Origin of the sequence: Rossellomorea sp. GAMAL-10_SWC, assembly GCF_049568075.1 — a bacterium.
Lineage (GTDB): Bacteria > Bacillota > Bacilli > Bacillales > Bacillaceae_G > Gottfriedia.
This window is the reverse complement of the sequence record NZ_CP144911.1, coordinates 1,777,153-1,796,093: the sequence shown is the minus strand read 5'-3', so window position 1 is coordinate 1,796,093 and position 18,941 is coordinate 1,777,153. Positions and strand designations below refer to the sequence as shown.

At 32.0% G+C, this 18,941-nt stretch carries 19 protein-coding genes and 1 pseudogene; 5 read left to right on the top strand and 15 right to left on the bottom strand.

Translation table 11 applies throughout. From position 1 onward, the window contains the following. Positions 1-90 precede the first annotated feature (90 nt). From V5E38_RS08780 to V5E38_RS08760, 5 genes are all read right to left on the bottom strand, one after another. Entirely contained in the window at positions 91-408 is a 318-nt protein-coding gene (locus V5E38_RS08780) for a low molecular weight protein tyrosine phosphatase family protein (protein WP_097977391.1), read from the bottom strand. A 19-nt stretch (positions 409-427) separates the two neighbouring features. Continuing rightward, positions 428-943: a metal-dependent hydrolase gene (locus V5E38_RS08775; RefSeq protein ID WP_499212972.1), complete on the bottom strand. Its 516-nt coding sequence runs from the start codon at positions 941-943 to the stop codon at positions 428-430. 76 nt (positions 944-1,019) lie between these two features. Beyond that, entirely contained in the window at positions 1,020-1,952 is a 933-nt protein-coding gene (locus V5E38_RS08770) for a DHH family phosphoesterase (RefSeq protein ID WP_499212971.1), read from the bottom strand. Positions 1,953-2,221: 269 nt separating this feature from the next. After that, positions 2,222-2,383, bottom strand: coding sequence for a hypothetical protein (locus V5E38_RS08765; protein ID WP_499212970.1), 162 nt, complete (start codon positions 2,381-2,383; stop codon positions 2,222-2,224). A 67-nt stretch (positions 2,384-2,450) separates the two neighbouring features. Then, positions 2,451-3,143: an SDR family oxidoreductase gene (locus V5E38_RS08760; RefSeq protein ID WP_499212969.1), complete on the bottom strand. Its 693-nt coding sequence runs from the start codon at positions 3,141-3,143 to the stop codon at positions 2,451-2,453. Positions 3,144-3,250: 107 nt separating this feature from the next. Here V5E38_RS08760 and V5E38_RS08755 point away from each other — a divergent pair, with 107 nt between their 5' ends. After that, a complete protein-coding gene (locus V5E38_RS08755) occupies positions 3,251-4,600 on the top strand; it encodes an MATE family efflux transporter (RefSeq protein ID WP_499212968.1) in 1,350 nt (449 codons plus the stop codon). Positions 4,601-4,647: 47 nt separating this feature from the next. Here the strand turns inward: V5E38_RS08755 and gpmA are convergent, their stop codons facing one another. Together gpmA and V5E38_RS08745 are read right to left on the bottom strand one after the other, a co-directional pair. After that, a complete protein-coding gene (gene gpmA, locus V5E38_RS08750) occupies positions 4,648-5,439 on the bottom strand; it encodes a 2,3-diphosphoglycerate-dependent phosphoglycerate mutase (protein WP_499212967.1) in 792 nt (263 codons plus the stop codon). A gap of 171 nt (positions 5,440-5,610) precedes the next feature. Continuing rightward, positions 5,611-6,345 (bottom strand): GntR family transcriptional regulator, encoded by a 735-nt coding sequence (locus V5E38_RS08745; protein WP_499212966.1) that lies wholly within the window; start codon positions 6,343-6,345, stop codon positions 5,611-5,613. A 360-nt stretch (positions 6,346-6,705) separates the two neighbouring features. Here V5E38_RS08745 and deoD point away from each other — a divergent pair, with 360 nt between their 5' ends. Next, entirely contained in the window at positions 6,706-7,416 is a 711-nt protein-coding gene (gene deoD, locus V5E38_RS08740) for a purine-nucleoside phosphorylase (RefSeq protein ID WP_499212965.1), read from the top strand. Positions 7,417-7,595: 179 nt separating this feature from the next. Here the strand turns inward: deoD and V5E38_RS08735 are convergent, their stop codons facing one another. From V5E38_RS08735 to V5E38_RS08725, 3 genes and pseudogenes are all read right to left on the bottom strand, one after another. Beyond that, a complete protein-coding gene (locus tag V5E38_RS08735) occupies positions 7,596-9,041 on the bottom strand; it encodes a DEAD/DEAH box helicase (protein ID WP_499212964.1) in 1,446 nt (481 codons plus the stop codon). A 407-nt stretch (positions 9,042-9,448) separates the two neighbouring features. Then, positions 9,449-9,874 (bottom strand): annotated as a pseudogene (locus tag V5E38_RS08730) (DUF4306 domain-containing protein); the annotation flags it as partial. A 309-nt stretch (positions 9,875-10,183) separates the two neighbouring features. After that, complete coding sequence (locus V5E38_RS08725) at positions 10,184-10,924, bottom strand: SDR family NAD(P)-dependent oxidoreductase (RefSeq protein ID WP_499212963.1); 741 nt, start codon at positions 10,922-10,924, stop codon at positions 10,184-10,186. Between the two features lie 126 nt (positions 10,925-11,050). Between V5E38_RS08725 and V5E38_RS08720 the strand changes: the two genes are divergently transcribed. Continuing rightward, positions 11,051-11,893: a LysR family transcriptional regulator gene (locus V5E38_RS08720; protein WP_499212962.1), complete on the top strand. Its 843-nt coding sequence runs from the start codon at positions 11,051-11,053 to the stop codon at positions 11,891-11,893. A gap of 289 nt (positions 11,894-12,182) precedes the next feature. Here V5E38_RS08720 and V5E38_RS08715 read toward each other — a convergent pair whose 3' ends face one another. Together V5E38_RS08715 and V5E38_RS08710 are read right to left on the bottom strand one after the other, a co-directional pair. Then, positions 12,183-12,941: an SDR family NAD(P)-dependent oxidoreductase gene (locus tag V5E38_RS08715; protein WP_499212961.1), complete on the bottom strand. Its 759-nt coding sequence runs from the start codon at positions 12,939-12,941 to the stop codon at positions 12,183-12,185. A 1,113-nt stretch (positions 12,942-14,054) separates the two neighbouring features. After that, positions 14,055-14,600: a GNAT family N-acetyltransferase gene (locus V5E38_RS08710; RefSeq protein ID WP_499212960.1), complete on the bottom strand. Its 546-nt coding sequence runs from the start codon at positions 14,598-14,600 to the stop codon at positions 14,055-14,057. 178 nt (positions 14,601-14,778) lie between these two features. Between V5E38_RS08710 and V5E38_RS08705 the strand changes: the two genes are divergently transcribed. Continuing rightward, entirely contained in the window at positions 14,779-15,195 is a 417-nt protein-coding gene (locus V5E38_RS08705) for a hypothetical protein (protein ID WP_499212959.1), read from the top strand. Positions 15,196-15,263: 68 nt separating this feature from the next. Here the strand turns inward: V5E38_RS08705 and V5E38_RS08700 are convergent, their stop codons facing one another. Then, a complete protein-coding gene (locus V5E38_RS08700; RefSeq protein ID WP_499212958.1) occupies positions 15,264-15,833 on the bottom strand; it encodes a class I SAM-dependent methyltransferase in 570 nt (189 codons plus the stop codon). A gap of 196 nt (positions 15,834-16,029) precedes the next feature. On the opposite strand from V5E38_RS08700, the gene V5E38_RS08695 reads away from it, so the two are divergent. Beyond that, positions 16,030-17,097: a pyruvate kinase gene (locus V5E38_RS08695; protein WP_499212957.1), complete on the top strand. Its 1,068-nt coding sequence runs from the start codon at positions 16,030-16,032 to the stop codon at positions 17,095-17,097. Positions 17,098-17,324: 227 nt separating this feature from the next. Here the strand turns inward: V5E38_RS08695 and V5E38_RS08690 are convergent, their stop codons facing one another. Together V5E38_RS08690 and V5E38_RS08685 are read right to left on the bottom strand one after the other, a co-directional pair. Continuing rightward, the gene (locus V5E38_RS08690; RefSeq protein ID WP_499212956.1) at positions 17,325-17,555 is read right to left on the bottom strand and encodes a hypothetical protein; all 231 of its coding nucleotides are present in this window, start codon (positions 17,553-17,555) and stop codon (positions 17,325-17,327) included. A gap of 530 nt (positions 17,556-18,085) precedes the next feature. Then, on the bottom strand, positions 18,086-18,886 hold the full coding sequence (locus tag V5E38_RS08685; protein WP_499212955.1) for a HoxN/HupN/NixA family nickel/cobalt transporter: 801 nt from the start codon (positions 18,884-18,886) through the stop codon (positions 18,086-18,088). Positions 18,887-18,941: the final 55 nt, after the last annotated feature.

The window sequence follows — 18,941 nt, the reverse complement described above, 5'->3', positions numbered from 1 at the left end:
CGTTTATTAGGCAAAAAGAACTAAACCCACTCTTTTAGCTGAGTGGGTTCCTTAAAATCTGATAATGTTTTCGCTTCTTTCCCAATTACCTTAAATTATTTCGGATACTCTATTTTGGAGAATTTCAATTAATTCTTCGTCCATAAACTGATAGTCATCAGCTATATCTAGATTGACAATCTTTTTATCATTGAGTATATCTCCGAATTTATCGCGAATTCTTCTTAAATGTTTTTTCTCCATTACAAAAATAATATCTGCCCAACCAATATGTCCCTCTGTCACTTTAATCCTTGCACCAGTTTCAGTCCCCGCTGATCTTGCTTGGTTGCCATTATATAAGTGAAAAATTTTTTCTGCTGTAGGGCTTCTCCATTGATTTTTACTACAAATAAATAATAATTTTATTGTTCTTCACACCTTACTATTAATTGTTTTTCACTAAATAAATATGAGCCAAATGATGTTCGCTATGCCAAGCGTATAAAGCTAAAATGAAATCTATACTAATATTAATTTTAAGCTCAGGGTGATAACAAGTGCGATTAAACTCTTCCTCTGTTAGTGATTCAAGTAAGACTACATAACGTTCGTGAATACCTTCGATAATTTTTAAAGAACTATGAAAATCAAAATTCGAATCACTTAATGTAATCCATGCATTTTCATCATAGGCTTTGATCGTAGGATTATCTTCAGTTAAAGCTAATTTAACTCGAATAAGACTATTTATATGGCTATCAGCAACATGATGAATAACTTGTTTTGGTGTCCAACCACCATCACGATAAGGTGTGTTTAATTGTTCTTCTGAAAGTGATGTGATTACTTCTTTAAATTTAATAGGAGCATCTTTTAGTACTTTAATAAATTCTTTACGTTGTTCAGGAGTGTAGCTTGGCGGTAAGGTAAATCTGCCAATCGGATATTTTAAATTTTCCATTTCAAATCCCCCAATTATTTGCTATTTATAAAAAAAACAACAAAGCCTTTCAAAGACTTTGTTGTTAAATTACAAATTAAAGTGTATTGAATGTCTCAGTTAATACTGGAACGATTTGTTTTTTACGAGATACAACACCTTTTAATAAAGCTGTGTTGTTTTCTAACGTTACATTGTATGCTTTTTCTACTGCGTTAGTAGCTGTACCTTTTGCAACTGCGATTGAGTCATTTGTTAAAATATCAGTTACAACGAATAAGAATAAGTCTAATCCTTTATTAGCAACGATGCCTTCAAGTACATTTTCTAATTCTGCTTGACGAGAAAGTACGTCTTTTGTATCAACTGCGTTTACTTGTGCAATTTCTACTTTATAGTTACCCATTTTGAACTCTTTTGCATCAAGTGAAACTAAAGACTCGATTGATTTATCAGCTAGGTTTGCACCTGCTTTTAACATTTCTAGACCATATTCCTCTGCATTTACACCTGCGATTTCTGCAAGTTCTTTTGCAGCAGCAACATCTTGATCAGTACAAGTTGGAGATTTGAATAATAATGTATCAGAAATAATTGCTGAAAGCATTAGACCAGCAACTTCTTTTTTAATTTCGATATTATTTTCTTTATACAATTTGTTTAAAATTGTAGCAGTACATCCAACTGGCTCACAACGGTAGTATAAAGGATCGCTAGTTTCAAAATTAGCAATACGGTGATGATCAATAACCTCAAGTACACGAACTTGTTCGATATCATCAGCACTTTGTTGACGCTCATTATGGTCAACTAAAATAACATTATTTGTTTCAGCTGCAACTTTTTCTACTAATCGTGGTGCTTCAGATTTAAATGTATCAAGTGCAAATTGTGTTTCTGCACTTACTTCACCTAAACGAATAGCCTCAGCATTTTCACCTAATGCCTTTTTTAATTCTGCATATGCAATTGCAGAGCAAATTGTATCTGTGTCTGGGTTCTTGTGACCAAAAACTAGTACTTTTTCCATCAAAAATTCTCCTAACTATATCTTGTTTTTCATTTGTTTATGTATTTTTAATGCCAGGAATTGGCTTTAATATAAAACGCTTCAATAATAATACCATATCAAAATAAAAAAAAATAGCCAAAATGGCTATTCTTTACAGTTTCAAGTCAAAGTCAAAAAAACATGCTAATTAGACTAATTGAAAACGCTTAATTTTTAGGCCACTAAGCCTATTCACCCTATTGCAAACAAGCAATAATATAAACAAGTCTTTTCAAACCAAAGCCTAATTAATCTTCAGCATTTTTATATGACATTGTTTCCGTAATCGGTTCACTTTTTGGTAACCAATCGATTGGAATATCATCTGCTTTATTAAGGTCTTCAAGTAATAATTCGTCAAAATTATTTTGATTCGAATTAATTGATTTGTTCTTTTTTGATTTGCTCATCTTTTATACCTCACTTAGTACTTAATGATTTGGCTTTAGTTTGTGTAAAAGACGGCTCGGTTAATACTTATTTTATGTTTTTTATGATAATTTCAGGTATGGATATATTTTTACGTGGTTTTATATTTTCAATTATGATTTCAGCTATATCGTCTGGATTCATCATTTTTGAAGTTTTATCTTCATCAAAAATACCTGTCCAAAAGTCTGTATTCATTCCACCCATATATGCTGCAAATACCGAGATTGGTGTTCCTGTTAATTCAACAACCAAACTTTCAGTAAAGCCTTTAACTCCGAACTTACTTGCGCAATAAACTGATTCTGTTGCTTTTCCAATTAGACCTGCAGTAGAAACAATATTGACGATTGTTCCACTATCTTGTTTTTTCATTTGTTTTAAAACCTCTTGTGAACAGAAAATAGTTCCCTTTAGGTTAATATCGATCATATTATGTACTGCTTCATCATTTAATTCTTCTGCAAGATCAAAAATTCCAACACCTGCATTATTAAATAATAAATCAACTTTTCCATATGTTTGAATGATTGTATCGAAGACTCTTTTTACATCTTCATGTTCTGAAACATCTACAGTATGTATTGAATAATTGTTAGGTAATTGTTTTCCAATTTCTCTAAGTTTATTTTCAGTTCTTCCTAATAAACAAATGTGAGCTCCGTTTTCAGAATACTTTTTAGCTAATGACGCTCCTAATCCACTCCCTGCGCCTGTGATGATTACAACTTGATTTCCCAATCTAAGACCAACTTTCTTTATAAAATATTTATCCGAATAATTTCATTATAGCTATTAAACCAAAACATGATACAATTGTAAAAGTGTTTGTTTAGGAGGTCGATAAATTGAATACTACTAAAACGGATAAAATATCACGCTTTTTTAAACTACTACTTCCGATTTTAATCACTCAAGTGACATTATTTTCGATGTCATTTTTTGATACAATCATGTCTGGTAATAGTAGTCCAGGGGATTTAGCAGGAGTTGCGATCGGTGTTAGTATTTGGACTCCAATCAGTACGGGGTTAACTGGCATTTTAGTCGCAATTACGACAATGGTAGCAAATTTAAATGGTGCAAAACAGGATGAAAAAATAACGCCTCTTGTTATGCAGGCACTTTATTTGGCTGGGATTATTGCAATTGTCATAATTATTATTGGTATATTTTCAATTCATCCAATCTTAAATCATATGAATCTTGATCCGAAAGTTCATCGTGTTGCTCTTCATTTCTTATTCGCATTATCATTTGGAATTTTACCTTTATTTCTATATACAGTCATTCGTCAGTTTATTGATGGTTTAGGTAAAACAAGAACTACTATGGTTATTACCGTTATTTCAGTACCAGTTAATGTAATTTTGAATTATTTCCTTATATTCGGTAAAGCTGGTCTTCCACGTTTAGGTGGCGTAGGTTCTGGTGTAGCGTCTGCAATAACGTATTGGATTATTTTTGGAATTGCTTTCTATATTATTAAAAGTAAAAAGCCATTTAGCAGCTTCAATCTATTTAAAAATCTTCCTTCAATTTCATTTGCAACATGGAAAAGTATTTTAAAATTAGGAGTTCCAATTGGTCTTAGTATCTTTTTTGAAGTAAGTGTATTCTCGGTCGTAACATTATTATTAAGTGAGTTTGATACTGAAACGATTGCTGCACATACAGTGGCAATGAATTTTGCAAGTCTACTCTATATGGTTCCATTAAGTATTTCAATGGCTTTAACAATTGCTGTTGGCTATGAAGTTGGTGCAAAAGAGTTCCAAAATGCAAAAGAATATAGCAAAATTGGTTTAGTAATGGCAGTTTCAATTGCTTCATTTTTTGGGATCATCATCTATTTATTCCGATATGATGTAGCTGGATGGTATACAAATGACCCATCTGTACAAATTTTGGCAGGCGGATTCTTAATTTTTGCTGTCATGTTCCAACTATTCGATGCAATTGCTGCACCAATCCAAGGTGCATTAAGAGGATATAAAGATGTGAATGCCACGTTAATTATGATGATTTTAGCTTATTGGGTAATCGCATTACCAGTTGGGTATGCACTTTCTAATACGAATCTAGGTGCAAAAGGATATTGGGTTGGTTTAATTGTTGGTTTAGGAGTGTCAGCACTAACATTATCTTTCCGATTAGTACAATTACAAATAAAAAAACTAAAGTTATCTGAAGCATAATAAAAAGGATGGGAAGCACGATTGCTAAACCCATCCTTTTTTTTATTTTACTCATCTTGTATTGTTATATTTGGATGATCATCATCAAATTGGTCAAGTAATTCACTAGGGATATGTTTTGGGATTACATCGGGTGGAAGTTCTCCATCCATACCTAAATAGTAATGTCGAATAGGCTTTAGTTCTTCAGTTAATTCATAAACTAAAGGAATACTTGTTGGAATATTAAGTGAAGCAATTCCGTCAGCTGAGACTTGATCTAAATATTGCACGATCCCCCTCAACGTATTTCCATGTGCAGATATAATAACTTTTTTACCTTCTTTCAAAGCTGGTGCAATTTCTTCTTCCCAATATGTTAATACTCTTTTTTCTGTATCCTCCAGATTTTCAGTTAGTGGAAATTCATCTTTTAACAAGTTTTTATAACGAGGTTCATTTATTTCATATCTTGGGTCATCCTGTTTTAGAGCAGGTGGTCTAACATTCATCGATCTTCGCCAAATATTAACCTGTTCTTCACCATATTTTTGAGCTGTTTCAGATTTATTTAGCCCCTGAAGTGAACCGTAATGTCGTTCATTTAATCTCCATGTTTTATAAACAGGAATCCACATCATATCAATCTCATTTAATATAATCCATAATGTACGAATTGCTCTTTTAAGAACTGATGTATAGGCAACATCAAATGAAAATCCGTTTTTTCTTAAAATGATACCAGCTTCTCTTGCCTCCGAAAGTCCGCTCTTCGTTAAATCAACATCTGTCCAACCTGTGAACCGATTTTCAACATTCCATTTACTTTGCCCGTGTCTGATTAATACAAGTTTAATCATATTGCTCTCCTTTAAAATCAATTAAATATAATATAGTTTGCTGAAATGTTCATAATTTGATTCACAATTGATTGGAAGTACAAGATCTTATGTAATTATAATTTTCAAGAGAAAAACTGAAATATTTCCTCTTTTTAGCATTTCTCCATTTTTACATAAACTCTAATTCAACTATTTGTTTATTCGATTTATTTTTATTGAACTTAGTTCGATTGGGATATAAATCTTATTTTTAAGTACGATATTCCCCATTGAATCATATAGGTTTTCAATTAGTAAAACGAATAAATTATTCGTTGAACGTAATTCATGGTTTGAAGAAGGAAGGACTGACTCTGTAAACTTTATTTCAATTGTTGATGAATGTATTAAATTATAAATATCTTCTTCAAGTATTTTTAGTACACCCTGCTGATCGCCTAGGTTCATTTGATATAGGGAAGCTGTCTCACTTGGGAACATTGTATAAGCATGGGCGACAATTTTATTTTTAGATTTGTACCACCGATTAAACCTGATCATCACTGCTGAATCTTTATTAAAAATCTTTTTAACATATTCATAATCATCCGAAAAACTAACTTCTAAATACGCATCTACATCATCGATTGTTTCTGTACAGCATTGATAAATTGAATTATCTATTTTTTCTAAGCCAACACTTCTTAAATTCACATTTTGCTTTATGAAGTTACCTTGTCCATGGATTGTTTCAATATAGCCGTCCTCTTTTAGTAAACCCAATCCTTGTCTTAAGGTCATTCTGCTAACATTCATCATCTTAGAAAGTTCTGGTTCAGAAGGAAGCTTACTTCCAATCGGATAGACTCCCTCATTAATTAATTTAAATAATTTTTCATAAACCCCTACGTATAGAGGTAATTTTTTTTTATTTTCAACGGACATAACAACACTCCTTATCATTATTATATCGAGTTATGAATTATTCGCAAACTTGTCTATTAAAAGTGGGAAAGCAAACTTGATCATTTTTAAATACCTAAGTGCGTTTAAGTTGCTATTGATTTATCTATTTTGTTGAAATATAATTTAATTGAAGTGAAATAGACAACTAATTATACAACTATACTTCGTAGTATTAATTTATCATTATTTTGAATATGTTGTTTTGTTTTATTTTGTAAACGGAAACATATTAGGAAAGGATGATAACGTTAAGAAATATTAACATGTGAAATGAGTAAGAATATAAGTTGTATGAATTAGTTAAATAAATTTTTAGAATAGAAATGGAGAGAAATTAATATGACAACGCCACATAATACAGCCAAATCAGGAGAAATTGCAAAAACAGTCTTAATGCCAGGAGATCCATTACGTGCAAAATATATTGCAGAAACATATCTAGAAAACCCAGAGCAATTTAATACAGTACGTAATATGTTTGGCTATACAGGAACTTATAAAGGAAAACAAATATCAGTAATGGGATCTGGTATGGGCATGCCAAGTATAGGAATTTATTCATACGAATTATATAAATTTTATGATGTAGAAAATATTATCCGAGTTGGAAGTGCAGGAGCTTATACAGATAAACTAAACATTCACGATATTGTGCTTGTAGAAAGTGCTTGGAGTCAATCTACATTTGCAAAGACTCAAGCAGGCGTAGAAGGTGACGTACAGTATCCTTGTGAAACACTAACAAACAAAATTGAAGAAACTGCAAAGCAGATCAATACTCCTATCGTTAAAGGCAGAATTCATTCTAGTGATGTTTTTTATTATGAAAGTTCAGTTCCAAATTTTGTTCAATTTTATAATGAGCATAATTGTATATGTACAGAAATGGAAAGCTTTGCACTTTTCCATAATGCAAAAGTCTTAGGAAAGAAAGCAGCTTGTTTACTTACTATTTCAGATTCTTTAGTTACTCATGAAGAGATTAGTGCTGAAGCAAGACAAACTTCATTCGATAAAATGATGAAACTAGCATTAGAAGCTTGTTTGTAAAATAAATAGATTTTTATTAAAAGTCTAAGAGTAAGTTTCAAATATACAAAAAAAGTCGATTTCCGTTTTTGCGAAAATCGACTTTTTTTTTCTAATGTTTCTATAGCATGTGAGAATTGGATAATATTTAAATCTAAATGTTTGACAACTTTTCACTTTACGCTATTACTTATACTTCTTTATTTAATTGCTTTACTCACTTTTAATTTTTTTCCTTTAATCGTCGCATTCTCCATGGCTTGTAAAACTAGTGATCCTTTACCATTTAGTATATCAACATAAGACATCTGGTCATGAATAGATATAATGCCTATATCATCTACTGTGACTCCAGGGATTTTTGCGATTGTTCCAACAAAATCAACAGCACGAATTTTCTTCTTTTTTCCGCCGCTGAAGTGAAGTTTCATAATACCTTGATTAATTCGAGCTGTTTTATTATTTCTTACTACTCGCCTGCTGTTAAGTTTTTCTTCGAAGATTGCTTTTTGACTAACAACCTCCTGATGACTTGGCGCCTCAATTGTAGGTATCTCAAAGCCGATGTAATTTTCAATCGCTTTAACGAACTTTCCTTCAAACTGTGTCGAAAACGTAATTGCTTTTCCTTTATTGCCGGCACGGCCGGTTCTTCCAGTACGGTGCACATAGCTCTCTTTTTCCATAGGAACGTCATAATTGATGACTAACGTTACATTATCAATATCAATACCTCTGGCTGCTACATCGGTTGCTACTAGATAGCGGAAGTTCCCTATTTTAAATCCTTCCATTACAGCAAATCGGTCTTCTTGTTCTAGTCCTCCATGGAGTCTTTCACATGAATAATTAGCTTTTTCCAGTTCACTATACACAGAATCAACATTTTCTTTCGTTCGGCAAAAAATTAGGCAGCTATCAGGGTTTTCTACAACCGTGACGTCTTTTAGGAGTGAAATCTTATCTTCCTCTTTCACTTCTATTAAAAAATGTTCAATTGTATCGGCTGTTACACCAGTTGATTCAATCTCAACATGAACAGGATCTTTCATATATTCATGGCAGAGATTTTCAACATCTTTAGGTAAGGTTGCAGAAAAAACCATCGTTACCCGGTTTAATGGCAGCTGGTTGATGATAGCTTCTACCTCATCGATAAAACCTCTATTAAGCATTTCATCAGCTTCATCGATGATAAGATATTTTATTTGATCTAGATCGATGGTTTCTCGTTCAAGATGGTCCATAACCCTACCAGGTGTACCAACTACTACATGTGTTTTTTGTTCCAATTCTATCTTTTGTTTAGTAAACGTTTCTTTACCATATACGGCCACCGCTTTTATCCTTTTAAATCTTCCAATATTCGTAATATCTTCACGGACTTGAGCTGCAAGCTCTCTAGTTGGAGTTAGAATTAAAGCCTGTGGTTTCTTTTCTTCCCATTCGATCATTTCGCAAACAGGAATACTATAAGCTGCCGTTTTGCCGCTTCCTGTTTGAGATTTTACGACTAAATCTTGATTTTCCATTGCCAATGGTATAACTTGACTCTGAACTTCAGTTGGAGCTTCATATTTTAATACAGCAAGTGCTCTTTTAATTTCATCACTTAGATGATAATCCGCATAACTTCTTTTTGTCATTTCTTAACCTCGTTTTTGTTTTTTTCGATATATGTATAGAATTCTCCCTAAAAAAAATCATATTCATAAATTGAATACGATTCATTATACTTGAAAAATGCGTGAAAAACGGTTTTTATTTTCAATTGTAAAAAGTAATAGATTAAATTAGCATGAATTATAGGGATAATTTCTTTGATAACGACTGCATTAAATAATATGGGTTTAAATCACACTAGAGCTTATTAGTATAATTTATATGTTCAATTGTTTCAGTGGATTTTTAGTGTGCACTTTATTTTTATTTTTTTCGTCATCATAGGTAATCTATGAACATCCAGAAATCAAATCAAACAACAACACAATTATGAAGCTATATCTCATTGAAGCTATGCCTAATCTAAAAAACAAAGAATCAGACTTTTATATTAAAATAAGTTCACGCGTATATATTTTATTATTCTAAGATATATTCCTATTGAGGTTAATGTACAAAACATCGCACCAATTATCAATATTTTTTCAAGTACTTGAGCACTTGACGATTCAGATTTATTAATTAAATAACTAAGCGCAAATTGACTTATGCCTAATAGAAATAAATAACTCGCTAAAAAATTTGTTTGTTGTTTAAAGAACAAAAAACCAATTAATACTAACAAATACAAACAACTAAACATCATAATTATTGGGTAAAGAGGTTTAAATTTTGCTGCATAAAAGAAGTAGTCAATTTGTGAAATTTCACCTATATTTTGTACTCGTCCGTTCATAAGATGTGAAAATGGAGTTGAAAACTGCCACTCCCAAGGTTTATCTAAAATTGCACTCCCTTCATACCAACTAGCTAAAGTTGAAAATAGGGTAAGTTACCTGCTAAACCATACTGAATTGTATACTTATTCATATTAAGCATCCTTTCCTCGTAATATTGGAAATATTTACATTTATCTAAACATTAATATATTTTTATAAGCAACCGTTGTTGTTCAAGAATCAACTAACCTATATTTTTAGTTAAATAAGATGAAAGACTGATACGAAACCATTTTATAGTGCTAACGCTTAATGATTTTAATGATAATATTTACTCCATTACATTCCCAAGTTTTAATTGAGAATGCCTAAATTTTTTTATTAGTAAGCTGATATTAACATGAGGTTTAAAGTGTTTGACCATTATCAATTGTAAATACTTGGCCTGTGATCGATTCATTTGTCAGTTGAAAAAGAATAGCTTCTGCAATTTCATCCGGTGTTGAAATTTTCTTTAATGGTAAATTGCCAGCAAGTTGAAACATCTTTTCTTCATTACCAGACCACCATCTTGTATCAACTGCGCCAGGTGATATGCAATTTACTCTGATATACGGTGCTAGTGCGATAGCTAATGATCTTGTCATTGTATGAATTGCTGATTTTGTAGCTGCATAGGGGATTGATGAGCCTATTCCGGTCATTCCTGCCACACTACCCATATTAACGATTGCACCTGATTGTTGCTTCTTCATATATGGGACGACAGCTTTGATACAATGAAACATACCTTTCACATTTACGCTAAAAAGGGAATCCCATACCTCTTCTGTTACGGCGTCTAAATCATTCATTGCTATCTGGGCTGTAATACTCGCATTATTTACTAAACCATCTATCTTCCCAAAAGTTGTAATAATGTCGGAAAATAAATCATTTACTTCTTTTTCATTCGCCACATTCGCTTTTAAGGCGATTGCTGTTCCTCCTCTCTGTTTTATCTCATCGACAACTTCGAAAGCTTCTTTTTCAGATCGATTATAATTAATAACAACTTTTGCACCTTTAGCTGTTAGCTCAAATGCCGTCGCTCTTCCTACACCAGTGCCACCGCCAGTAACTAAGACAACTTTTTCACTTAATATCATTCAAAATCAACCTCACTTTGTTTGATTTAATATTCTCTATTATATTTTTAATGATTTGAAGAGTATAATATTTAATAATGATATAGGTATCATTTTAAATGATATCTAGGAGAGGAATGATATTTATTGGAAAGTCAAGATTTGTGGATTTTTAAACATGTTGCAGAGTTACAATCAGTTTCGAAAGCCGCTGAAAAATTAGGCTATGTACAACCAAATGTCAGTCAGCGAATTAAGAGTTTAGAAGTTGAATTAGGCGTTAAATTATTTATGCGTAATAATAGAGGAGTAACTTTGACTGAGGAGGGTAAGGTTTTATTGGAATATACAAATCAAATTGTACTTTTAATGGATGAAGCAAAATCATTAATTAATCCTAAAAAATGGAGGGAATCTTTAACAATAGGTGCTCCCCAAACGATTTCTGCAGTTAGAATTCCTCAGCTATTTTCTTCTTTTTTGAAAGAACATAAAAATATTGATGTAAAAGTAAGAACGTGTGATAATGAAAAGTTACAAGAAATGCTTTCCTTTGGACAACTTGATGGTGCTTTTATAAATGAAACACATAATAACACACAGTTCGAAACTATTTATAGTTATTTTGAGAAAATCGTACTTATCTCACCTAAACAGAATCAATTTGAAAAGAAAAATAATCAAACTTTAATTGTAAATAGTGATACAAATTGTATATACAGAAATAAAATCCTAGCTTTTTCTAAAGAAAGTAATTTTTATAATCCGAATATCATAGAGTTAGATTCTCTTGAATCTATTATTCAAGCAGTTCATGACGGACTTGGTATCAGTATAATACCCGCAGATATTGCAAATAGTCGAAAAGAAATACAAACAATCCAATTTAAAGAGCTATATGAAACAACTAAGATAGACTTTATTACCAAAAAAAGAAAGCAGCAATCTCAAAGTTTAAAAAAATTTATTACGCTTTTGAAGTCCATGTAGATGATAATTAATTACATGAACTTTATCCATTTGCTAATTCTAAAGAAGTGCATTTGCAATTTTATTGATTATCTCCCATAAAAGAAGATTTGGCATTAAATAATATATTATCTAGTTCTATTTCTGATTTAATTTCTAGTTACTATACAAATCATAAACCACGCTTTTTTTCAAATATGCAACATCAATCAATAAGTAATGTTCTATGAGATATTTTTAAAAAATTAGGGACAGTCTTGACTGCCCCTAATTTTTAAATGGAAAGAATACCACTCGATGTTTTTATTGACTATAAAGTAAGTCCTCCATCTACAAGAACAACTGAACCAGTCATATAGCTTGCTTTATCTGATGCTAAGTAAGCAACCATTTCAGCAAGTTCTTTTGGATCAGCATAACGACCCATTCTCATATTGGAAACCTCTTCTGGAACGTATCCACCTTTTGCAAACTGAGCTTCAACACTTGTTGTTAATGCTGTTTTCACACCTCCTGGACAGAGTGCATTTATGCGAATTCCTTTTTTCGCGTATTCTAATGCAACACCCTTAGTTAGGCCTATAACCGCATGTTTGCTTGCAGAATATAAAGCTACACTGTGTTCAGGACGAACCCCCGCAGTAGAAGCAGTATTAATAATAGAGCCACTTCCTTGCTCCTCCATCACTTTTAATACATATTTCATTCCAAGGAAAACCCCTTTTACGTTGATAGACATAATGCGGTCAAATTCGGATTCTTCTACTGAAGTGAAAGGTGCAAACTTTTGGATAACACCTGCATTGTTGAAAAATATATCAATACGTCCATATGTTTCGACTGCTTTATTTACATAATTTAGCACCTCTTCAGTTTTCGAGACATCAGCCTGGATAAAGATGCCTTCACCACCTTGTTCTTTTACAAGTTTTAACGTTTCTTCTCCTGTTTCCTGATTGAAATCTACTAGTACAACTGTTGCACCGTTACTAGCAAGTTTCAAACTGCTTGCTCTTCCGATTCCACTACCTGCATAGACATAATTATCTATCAATGAAAGTTTGAGCAAGCGTTCAAATAGGTATATCAGGATTTTTAACATATTCTTAATTAGTTTCTAGTTTTAATGATAGATCTTTTGTTCATTCAATCATTCATTGAACCGTCTTAGTCAGCTACACTATTTTTAAGCTACGAGAAATATTTAGAAAAGTTGGAGAGCTTGATCCAAATAAGAAAGTCATCACTTATTGCGGCAGTATAATGTATCCATTTTAAACTGTTTTCAATCACCTTTGGATTAGAGATATCGATCTCCAAAAATAATTGCCTAATACTTAAACAATTTCATATAGGAAAGTAACTAGGCATATACCTAGACCAAGTATTGACCAAGGGCATAAACTGGTTATTAGGCTAATGTTCAAAAGGAGTGAACTTATAATTATGGAATATTTAAGACAAATACCACCCTATGCCCCAAGTACCTGGGGTATTCAAAATTGTTTGAATCGATTCACGTATTTGTGGCTTAGAAACAACGATAATTTCTGGTTTTTTTTGAAGACTGTAGGGGAATCAAGAGTTTATGGCTACAGGTTTTTTGGAGGAAGATGGAATCATTATTCAGTTGCTTTAAGTGATATTATTTCCTTCCATTGTTCTCCTCCAACTCCAACACCATATTAAAACTCTACTTCTGAGTATGTTCGTTTTTTTGAGTCTAATACTGGGATCACAAGATATCCGACATCTGTTCACTTGTTGTGATTCCTTTTCTTCATCACTATATAAATTATTTAAAACAGCTTCATCATCGATTTGATAACACTTGAATATAGTTGGAAAATCTACATATGGATCCTCTTTTAATTCTAAGAAATCTTCTATTGCTAATTCTTTAATTTTATATTTTTCTTTATAAATTCGGTCAAGTCATCAATTAAAAAATAATTTAGTATTTTTTTAGACAAAAATTTTGCGTATAATTCCTCATTTTGCAGCTTTTTTTGCTCCCTACTCACCTAGTTAGGGAATAAAACACTAGATTTTTCAGAAAATTCAATTTATAATATTAAAAATGTATTTTTTAATGACCTCTCTTATAATGCATAGAAATCAATTTAATTTATCAAATATTTACAAAAAAAAGCCATTTAATAGACTCTTTTTTGGTAAACATTCATTTATTAAATCTACCCATTAATATTGTATTATAAAATCTTCCATCAGAAAGTACCTTATCGTTTTTTAAAACACCTTCAACTTCAAAGCCTAACTTTTTATAAAGTTTAATTGCTTTTTCATTTGTTTCTAAAACACTCAAATTCATTTTATGAAGATCATTAGCATCTGCCCAAGAAATTGATCGTGTTAAAAGATTTTTACCGATTCCGTATCCCCAAAATTCTTTTAAGACGCAAACCCCAAACTCTACTTTATGAGAAAGTCTTTTTAATTGATTACCTTCACATCTAGAAAAACCTATTATTTTCTCTTCAACTTCAGCTACTAAAAATAAATTATTAATCGTTTCTGTATCAGAGATAATTAATTGTTCAAAGCCTTTTGGATCAATAAATGCTTCTCCTGCTTCTCGGTCTAGATTTTCTGTCTCCCCGTCAATCTGTACTCTCAAACTAGATAATTGATTAGCGTCAAATAGTACTGCATGTCTAATAATATATTGAAGGCCATTTATCGTAAATTTCTGAGATTGTATTTTCATCATATACTCCTTACACTTGTATTCTTTATTTTAGGATTATTTGTGTACTACTTCTATTAGAGTGGATAACACTCCATAATAAGAATGTTTATTAATTCATATTAAAAGAGATCAACCTAATGTTAATATTAAAAGTTTTTAGTCGAAACTATATTAATATGAAAGAGGTGTATCAAAAGTGGAATTTAGAAGTAGTGGTAGGCTTTCAAATTTTTTAGTTGCAATCTTGTTTACGATTTGTATGATTACTTTCATCTTTTATGTACAAAGGCATGGATTTCCAAATACGATTAAGTCATATATGATCATGACAATGGTATGCTTAATCTTTCTAGCTTATATTGGCTATACTCGCAGTATGGTTATTAGAATAAACGATCACGGTGTTACATACGAACATTGGGGTTTCAAGCGAACGATACCCGCTCATCATATTACACGTGTTAATTTACAATATCGCTATAAAGAAACACCCTCACATAGTGCTTATCTAGTCATTAACCATCCTGAAGAATCTATTTTCATTCCATCTATGATGTTTCAAGGTCAAATCGAACGAATAACGAAAGAAATCCGAGAAAGAATGATTTACTAATTAAATCAATTTAAAAGAACTGAAGTGAAGCTTCAGTTCTTTGTACTTAAGAAGATTTCTTTGTAAAATTATCGCTTTACTGCATCTACAATGATAGAAGGAAAAAGCACTTTTTCCCCGTGATTTCTAGGATCATATTTTTTTGAACGGAAAATAACACCATCTTTGCCATCCCATTCTTTAAAATGAAAATTTCCTTCTTCATCACAATATTCTAGTAGTTTTACTTCAAAACCCGCAGTTTCAAACATGTTAACTAGTGTTTTATAGTTATATACAATTTTATGGCTTGCAGCAGGATGATCTATTGGTCCTGGTCCACCAACTTTAACAATACTTTGATAGGTTTCGTCTTGAAAAAATCCATCTGGTACTGCACAACGAATATAGCCCAATGGTTTTAAATAATCATAACAAATTTTAGCAGCTTCTAAACCTTCATCATATGTAAGGTGTTCCCAAACATGTTCAGCTAATATTGCTGTAATAGAACTTTTCTCAAATTTATATTCCCAAGTTGACTTAACTAATAAATTAAGTTCTTCTTCCTGAGTTTGAATCCATGTTGGATTATTGTTATATTCACCTGCTCCAATTACAACTTTTAATTCATCTTGTTTAATCACTAGTAGATTCACCTCATCTAAATTTCTATCGATTAGTATTGTTCTACAAAAGCTACATGAATTCCTTCTATAAAACGTAGGAAAATGTCAAATTTTGGTAATGTAGATTATTTGAGATATTCCTCTTTAATTAACACTTCATAAATTATTTAGATTCTTCTACTTTATCTTGGGTATAATAATTCCAGTAAATGGGAGGCGATATCAAATGACAATCGATCGAATTTGTACGATTGGACCAGCTAGTTTTGATAAAAAAATACTGTCTGAATTGATTGAGCATGGCATGACAATCGCAAGACTAAATTTTTCACACGGAACACATGAAAGTCATCACAATGTAATTGAACTAATAAAATCAATTAGAAAAGAAACAGGAAAAGAAATTAAGATTTTAGGAGACCTCCAAGGTCCAAAAATTCGATTAGGAAAAATTGAAGGGGAAAAAATAAATCTTGAGCCTAATCAAACTTTTACACTCGTAATTGATGAAATTACAGGTGATCGTAATCAAGCAAGTGTTGATTATAAAGGGTTAATAAATGATGTGAAACAAGGAGATCGTATTTTAATTAATGATGGTGCAGTGGAGTTATACGTTGAAAATATAGAACAAAATAAGATTGTCACTTCTGTGAAAACTGGTGGCGAAATTTCTTCACATAAAGGGGTTAATTTACCTGGAGTCGTTACAAGTTTACCTGCTATTACTGAAAAAGACCGAAAAGACATCGAATTCATTTTGGAAGAAGGTTTAGATTATATTGCATGCTCATTTATTCGACGTGCATCGCATTTACAAGAAATCAGAAGTTTTATGAATTCAAAGAGTAATAAAACACCCCAATTAATCGCAAAAATTGAAACGATTGAAGCAATAAAAAATTTCCAAGAAATTAATAAAGAAACAGATGCAATTATGATAGCACGTGGTGATTTAGGTGTTGAACTACCTTATCAATGGATTCCTCTCTTACAAAGAGCAATGATTCATGAGTGTAATTCAAATGGGACTTATGTGATCACAGCAACTCAAATGCTACAATCAATGGTAGATAATTCACTTCCAACAAGAGCTGAAGTAACTGATGTATTTCAAGCTGTGATGGATGGGACCAATGCCGTCATGTTATCCGCTGAAAGTGCTGCTGGCCACCATCCAATCGAAAGCATTGAAACATTAAAGCTTGTATCTCAATTTGCAGAGACCGTAAAATCGAAATCTCCTTTTGATTTTGATGATATGCTTGAATTGATTAACACAACTACCAAATAAACTTGATTTCCATAAAAAAACGCCCCAAAAGGGCGTTTCAGTGTGTAGACAAAGTACAAAAAACTAGATTTTCAGACTGATTGAAAGCGCTTGTCTTTCGAGGCGTGAAGTCTGATGAGGAGTGGAGTTACCTTAGACGGTAATGAGCACCGCAGGCAGGCGAAGCAACGAAGAAAGCGAGCGTTTGTCAACAGTCTGAAACGCCCCAAAAGGGCGTTTTTAAAATATTACTTTTCTTTTTTATAAAATCGTTCACCTGTATCTGGATTATAATAAACTCTTGTTTTCTCCCCTGTTACAGGATCAATATTAACTTCGCTAGTTCGTTGAAATCCTTCTGGTATTTGGTTTCCATGATTTCGATTAAATCGTTTATCGTATATAAAATAACCCAGCAATAAACAAATAATGAAAAATAAAATTTGGATACCATAAAAACCGAAAATAAATGCTTCCATTATATTCTCTCGACTACTACAGCCGTTCCATATGCTACATTTTCACTTAAATTGTTCCTCATGTAAATGGACCTCCTAAAAGTATTGCTATTACAACACTATACAAACAACTCACTAATTTATGTCAGCCATTTTGTCCGTTAGATTGTAATATAACAATTATTTCAAAAAATATCTGATAAGAGCAATGGACGTTCACAATTATAACTTTTATGACCCATCAAAATAACATCTTAGTATAATTGGATTCTCTTAAATTACTTTATCACCTAATGAATTTAAGTATAGCAATTTAATTTTGAGAGGTCTACGCACACAATGTATTGGAATTTTTAAAATTTGAATTTTTTTTATGCTTTTATCTTACCTAAAAGAAGTGTACTTCTAATTATAGTCGTTCCATATGCTACAATTTCACAGTACATCTCCATAATCTCATCCCAATAAATTCATATTTAGCCAATTTTATGGACGATTAATATCGAGAATAAAAGAGCTCTGACACTATAAAATTGTCAGAGCTTATATAATTAATTCGTAGTATTTATTTCGTGATTCTGTTTTTTGGAGTAAATGCTTATAAAGATAAATGATGCGACTAAGAAAATGAAAAGAATGACTCCCACGATTTCGAAATCTATTTCTGCCCAAGGGTTAAAAAAAGTAAATGCCAGATAGAAGGAAACCCCGTATGCCAAGACTACAATCACCCAACCCATTAGTCTTGAAGCAACTTGACCGATTTTGCTGGACTGGTTCGCCATTTTAAAGATAATCATCGAATCAATTGTATCCGTAATCATCATCCCAAACATAAAAACTAGCCCTAAAAATATAGGGGTATATTCACTTACATTTCCTGCCGCCAAAGACCAGACGGCAGTTTGACTTACTGTCTCTGCAGCCAAGGCAAACAAGGCCCCTACTAAAATAATAAGAAAAGGATTTGTAGTCCCCTTCGCAATTTTTGGAATAAATTTTCCCTTTAGTCCGCTAAGTTGAAACTCTTCGTGATTGTTTCTAGTGCGTAACAGATTATATGTATTTAACGTTCCAATAAGGAATAAAGAAAAAATCGACACCCATGATGCAATATTATCAAAATAAGTTGGGAATGAAAAATTCTCTATCACCATTCCTAGAATACCTGCTGTTAATGCTACCATTCCTCCGTGACCCAATGAAAATAATGTCCCCACCCAACGTGCAAACGAACTGCCCATTCTCCAATTATAACGGGTTTGTCCATCAATAAAGGCAAGATGATCAGCATCCAAACCATGCCGAAGCCCCAATACAAAAACAAGTAAAAACAGTGATAAAGTTTCCATTTAAAAATTCCTCCCTTTTATAAACAGTTGCAACATAAAAAATCTATCCTAAACT

Excerpts from the sequence above, each read along its gene's own strand:
- V5E38_RS08725 (WP_499212963.1), bottom strand. The coding sequence starts at position 10,924 with ATGATATTAAGTGAAAAAGTTGTCTTAGTTACTGGCGGTGGCACTGGT.
- deoD (WP_499212965.1), top strand. The coding sequence starts at position 6,706 with ATGACAACGCCACATAATACAGCCAAATCAGGAGAAATTGCAAAAACA.
- V5E38_RS08690 (WP_499212956.1), bottom strand. The coding sequence starts at position 17,555 with ATGGAAGCATTTATTTTCGGTTTTTATGGTATCCAAATTTTATTTTTC.
- V5E38_RS08735 (WP_499212964.1), bottom strand. The coding sequence starts at position 9,041 with ATGACAAAAAGAAGTTATGCGGATTATCATCTAAGTGATGAAATTAAA.
- V5E38_RS08745 (WP_499212966.1), bottom strand. The coding sequence starts at position 6,345 with ATGTCCGTTGAAAATAAAAAAAAATTACCTCTATACGTAGGGGTTTAT.
- V5E38_RS08775 (WP_499212972.1), bottom strand. The coding sequence starts at position 943 with ATGGAAAATTTAAAATATCCGATTGGCAGATTTACCTTACCGCCAAGC.
- gpmA (WP_499212967.1), bottom strand. The coding sequence starts at position 5,439 with ATGATTAAACTTGTATTAATCAGACACGGGCAAAGTAAATGGAATGTT.
- V5E38_RS08765 (WP_499212970.1), bottom strand. The coding sequence starts at position 2,383 with ATGAGCAAATCAAAAAAGAACAAATCAATTAATTCGAATCAAAATAAT.
- V5E38_RS08685 (WP_499212955.1), bottom strand. The coding sequence starts at position 18,886 with ATGGAAACTTTATCACTGTTTTTACTTGTTTTTGTATTGGGGCTTCGG.
- V5E38_RS08770 (WP_499212971.1), bottom strand. The coding sequence starts at position 1,952 with ATGGAAAAAGTACTAGTTTTTGGTCACAAGAACCCAGACACAGATACA.
- V5E38_RS08710 (WP_499212960.1), bottom strand. The coding sequence starts at position 14,600 with ATGAAAATACAATCTCAGAAATTTACGATAAATGGCCTTCAATATATT.
- V5E38_RS08695 (WP_499212957.1), top strand. The coding sequence starts at position 16,030 with ATGACAATCGATCGAATTTGTACGATTGGACCAGCTAGTTTTGATAAA.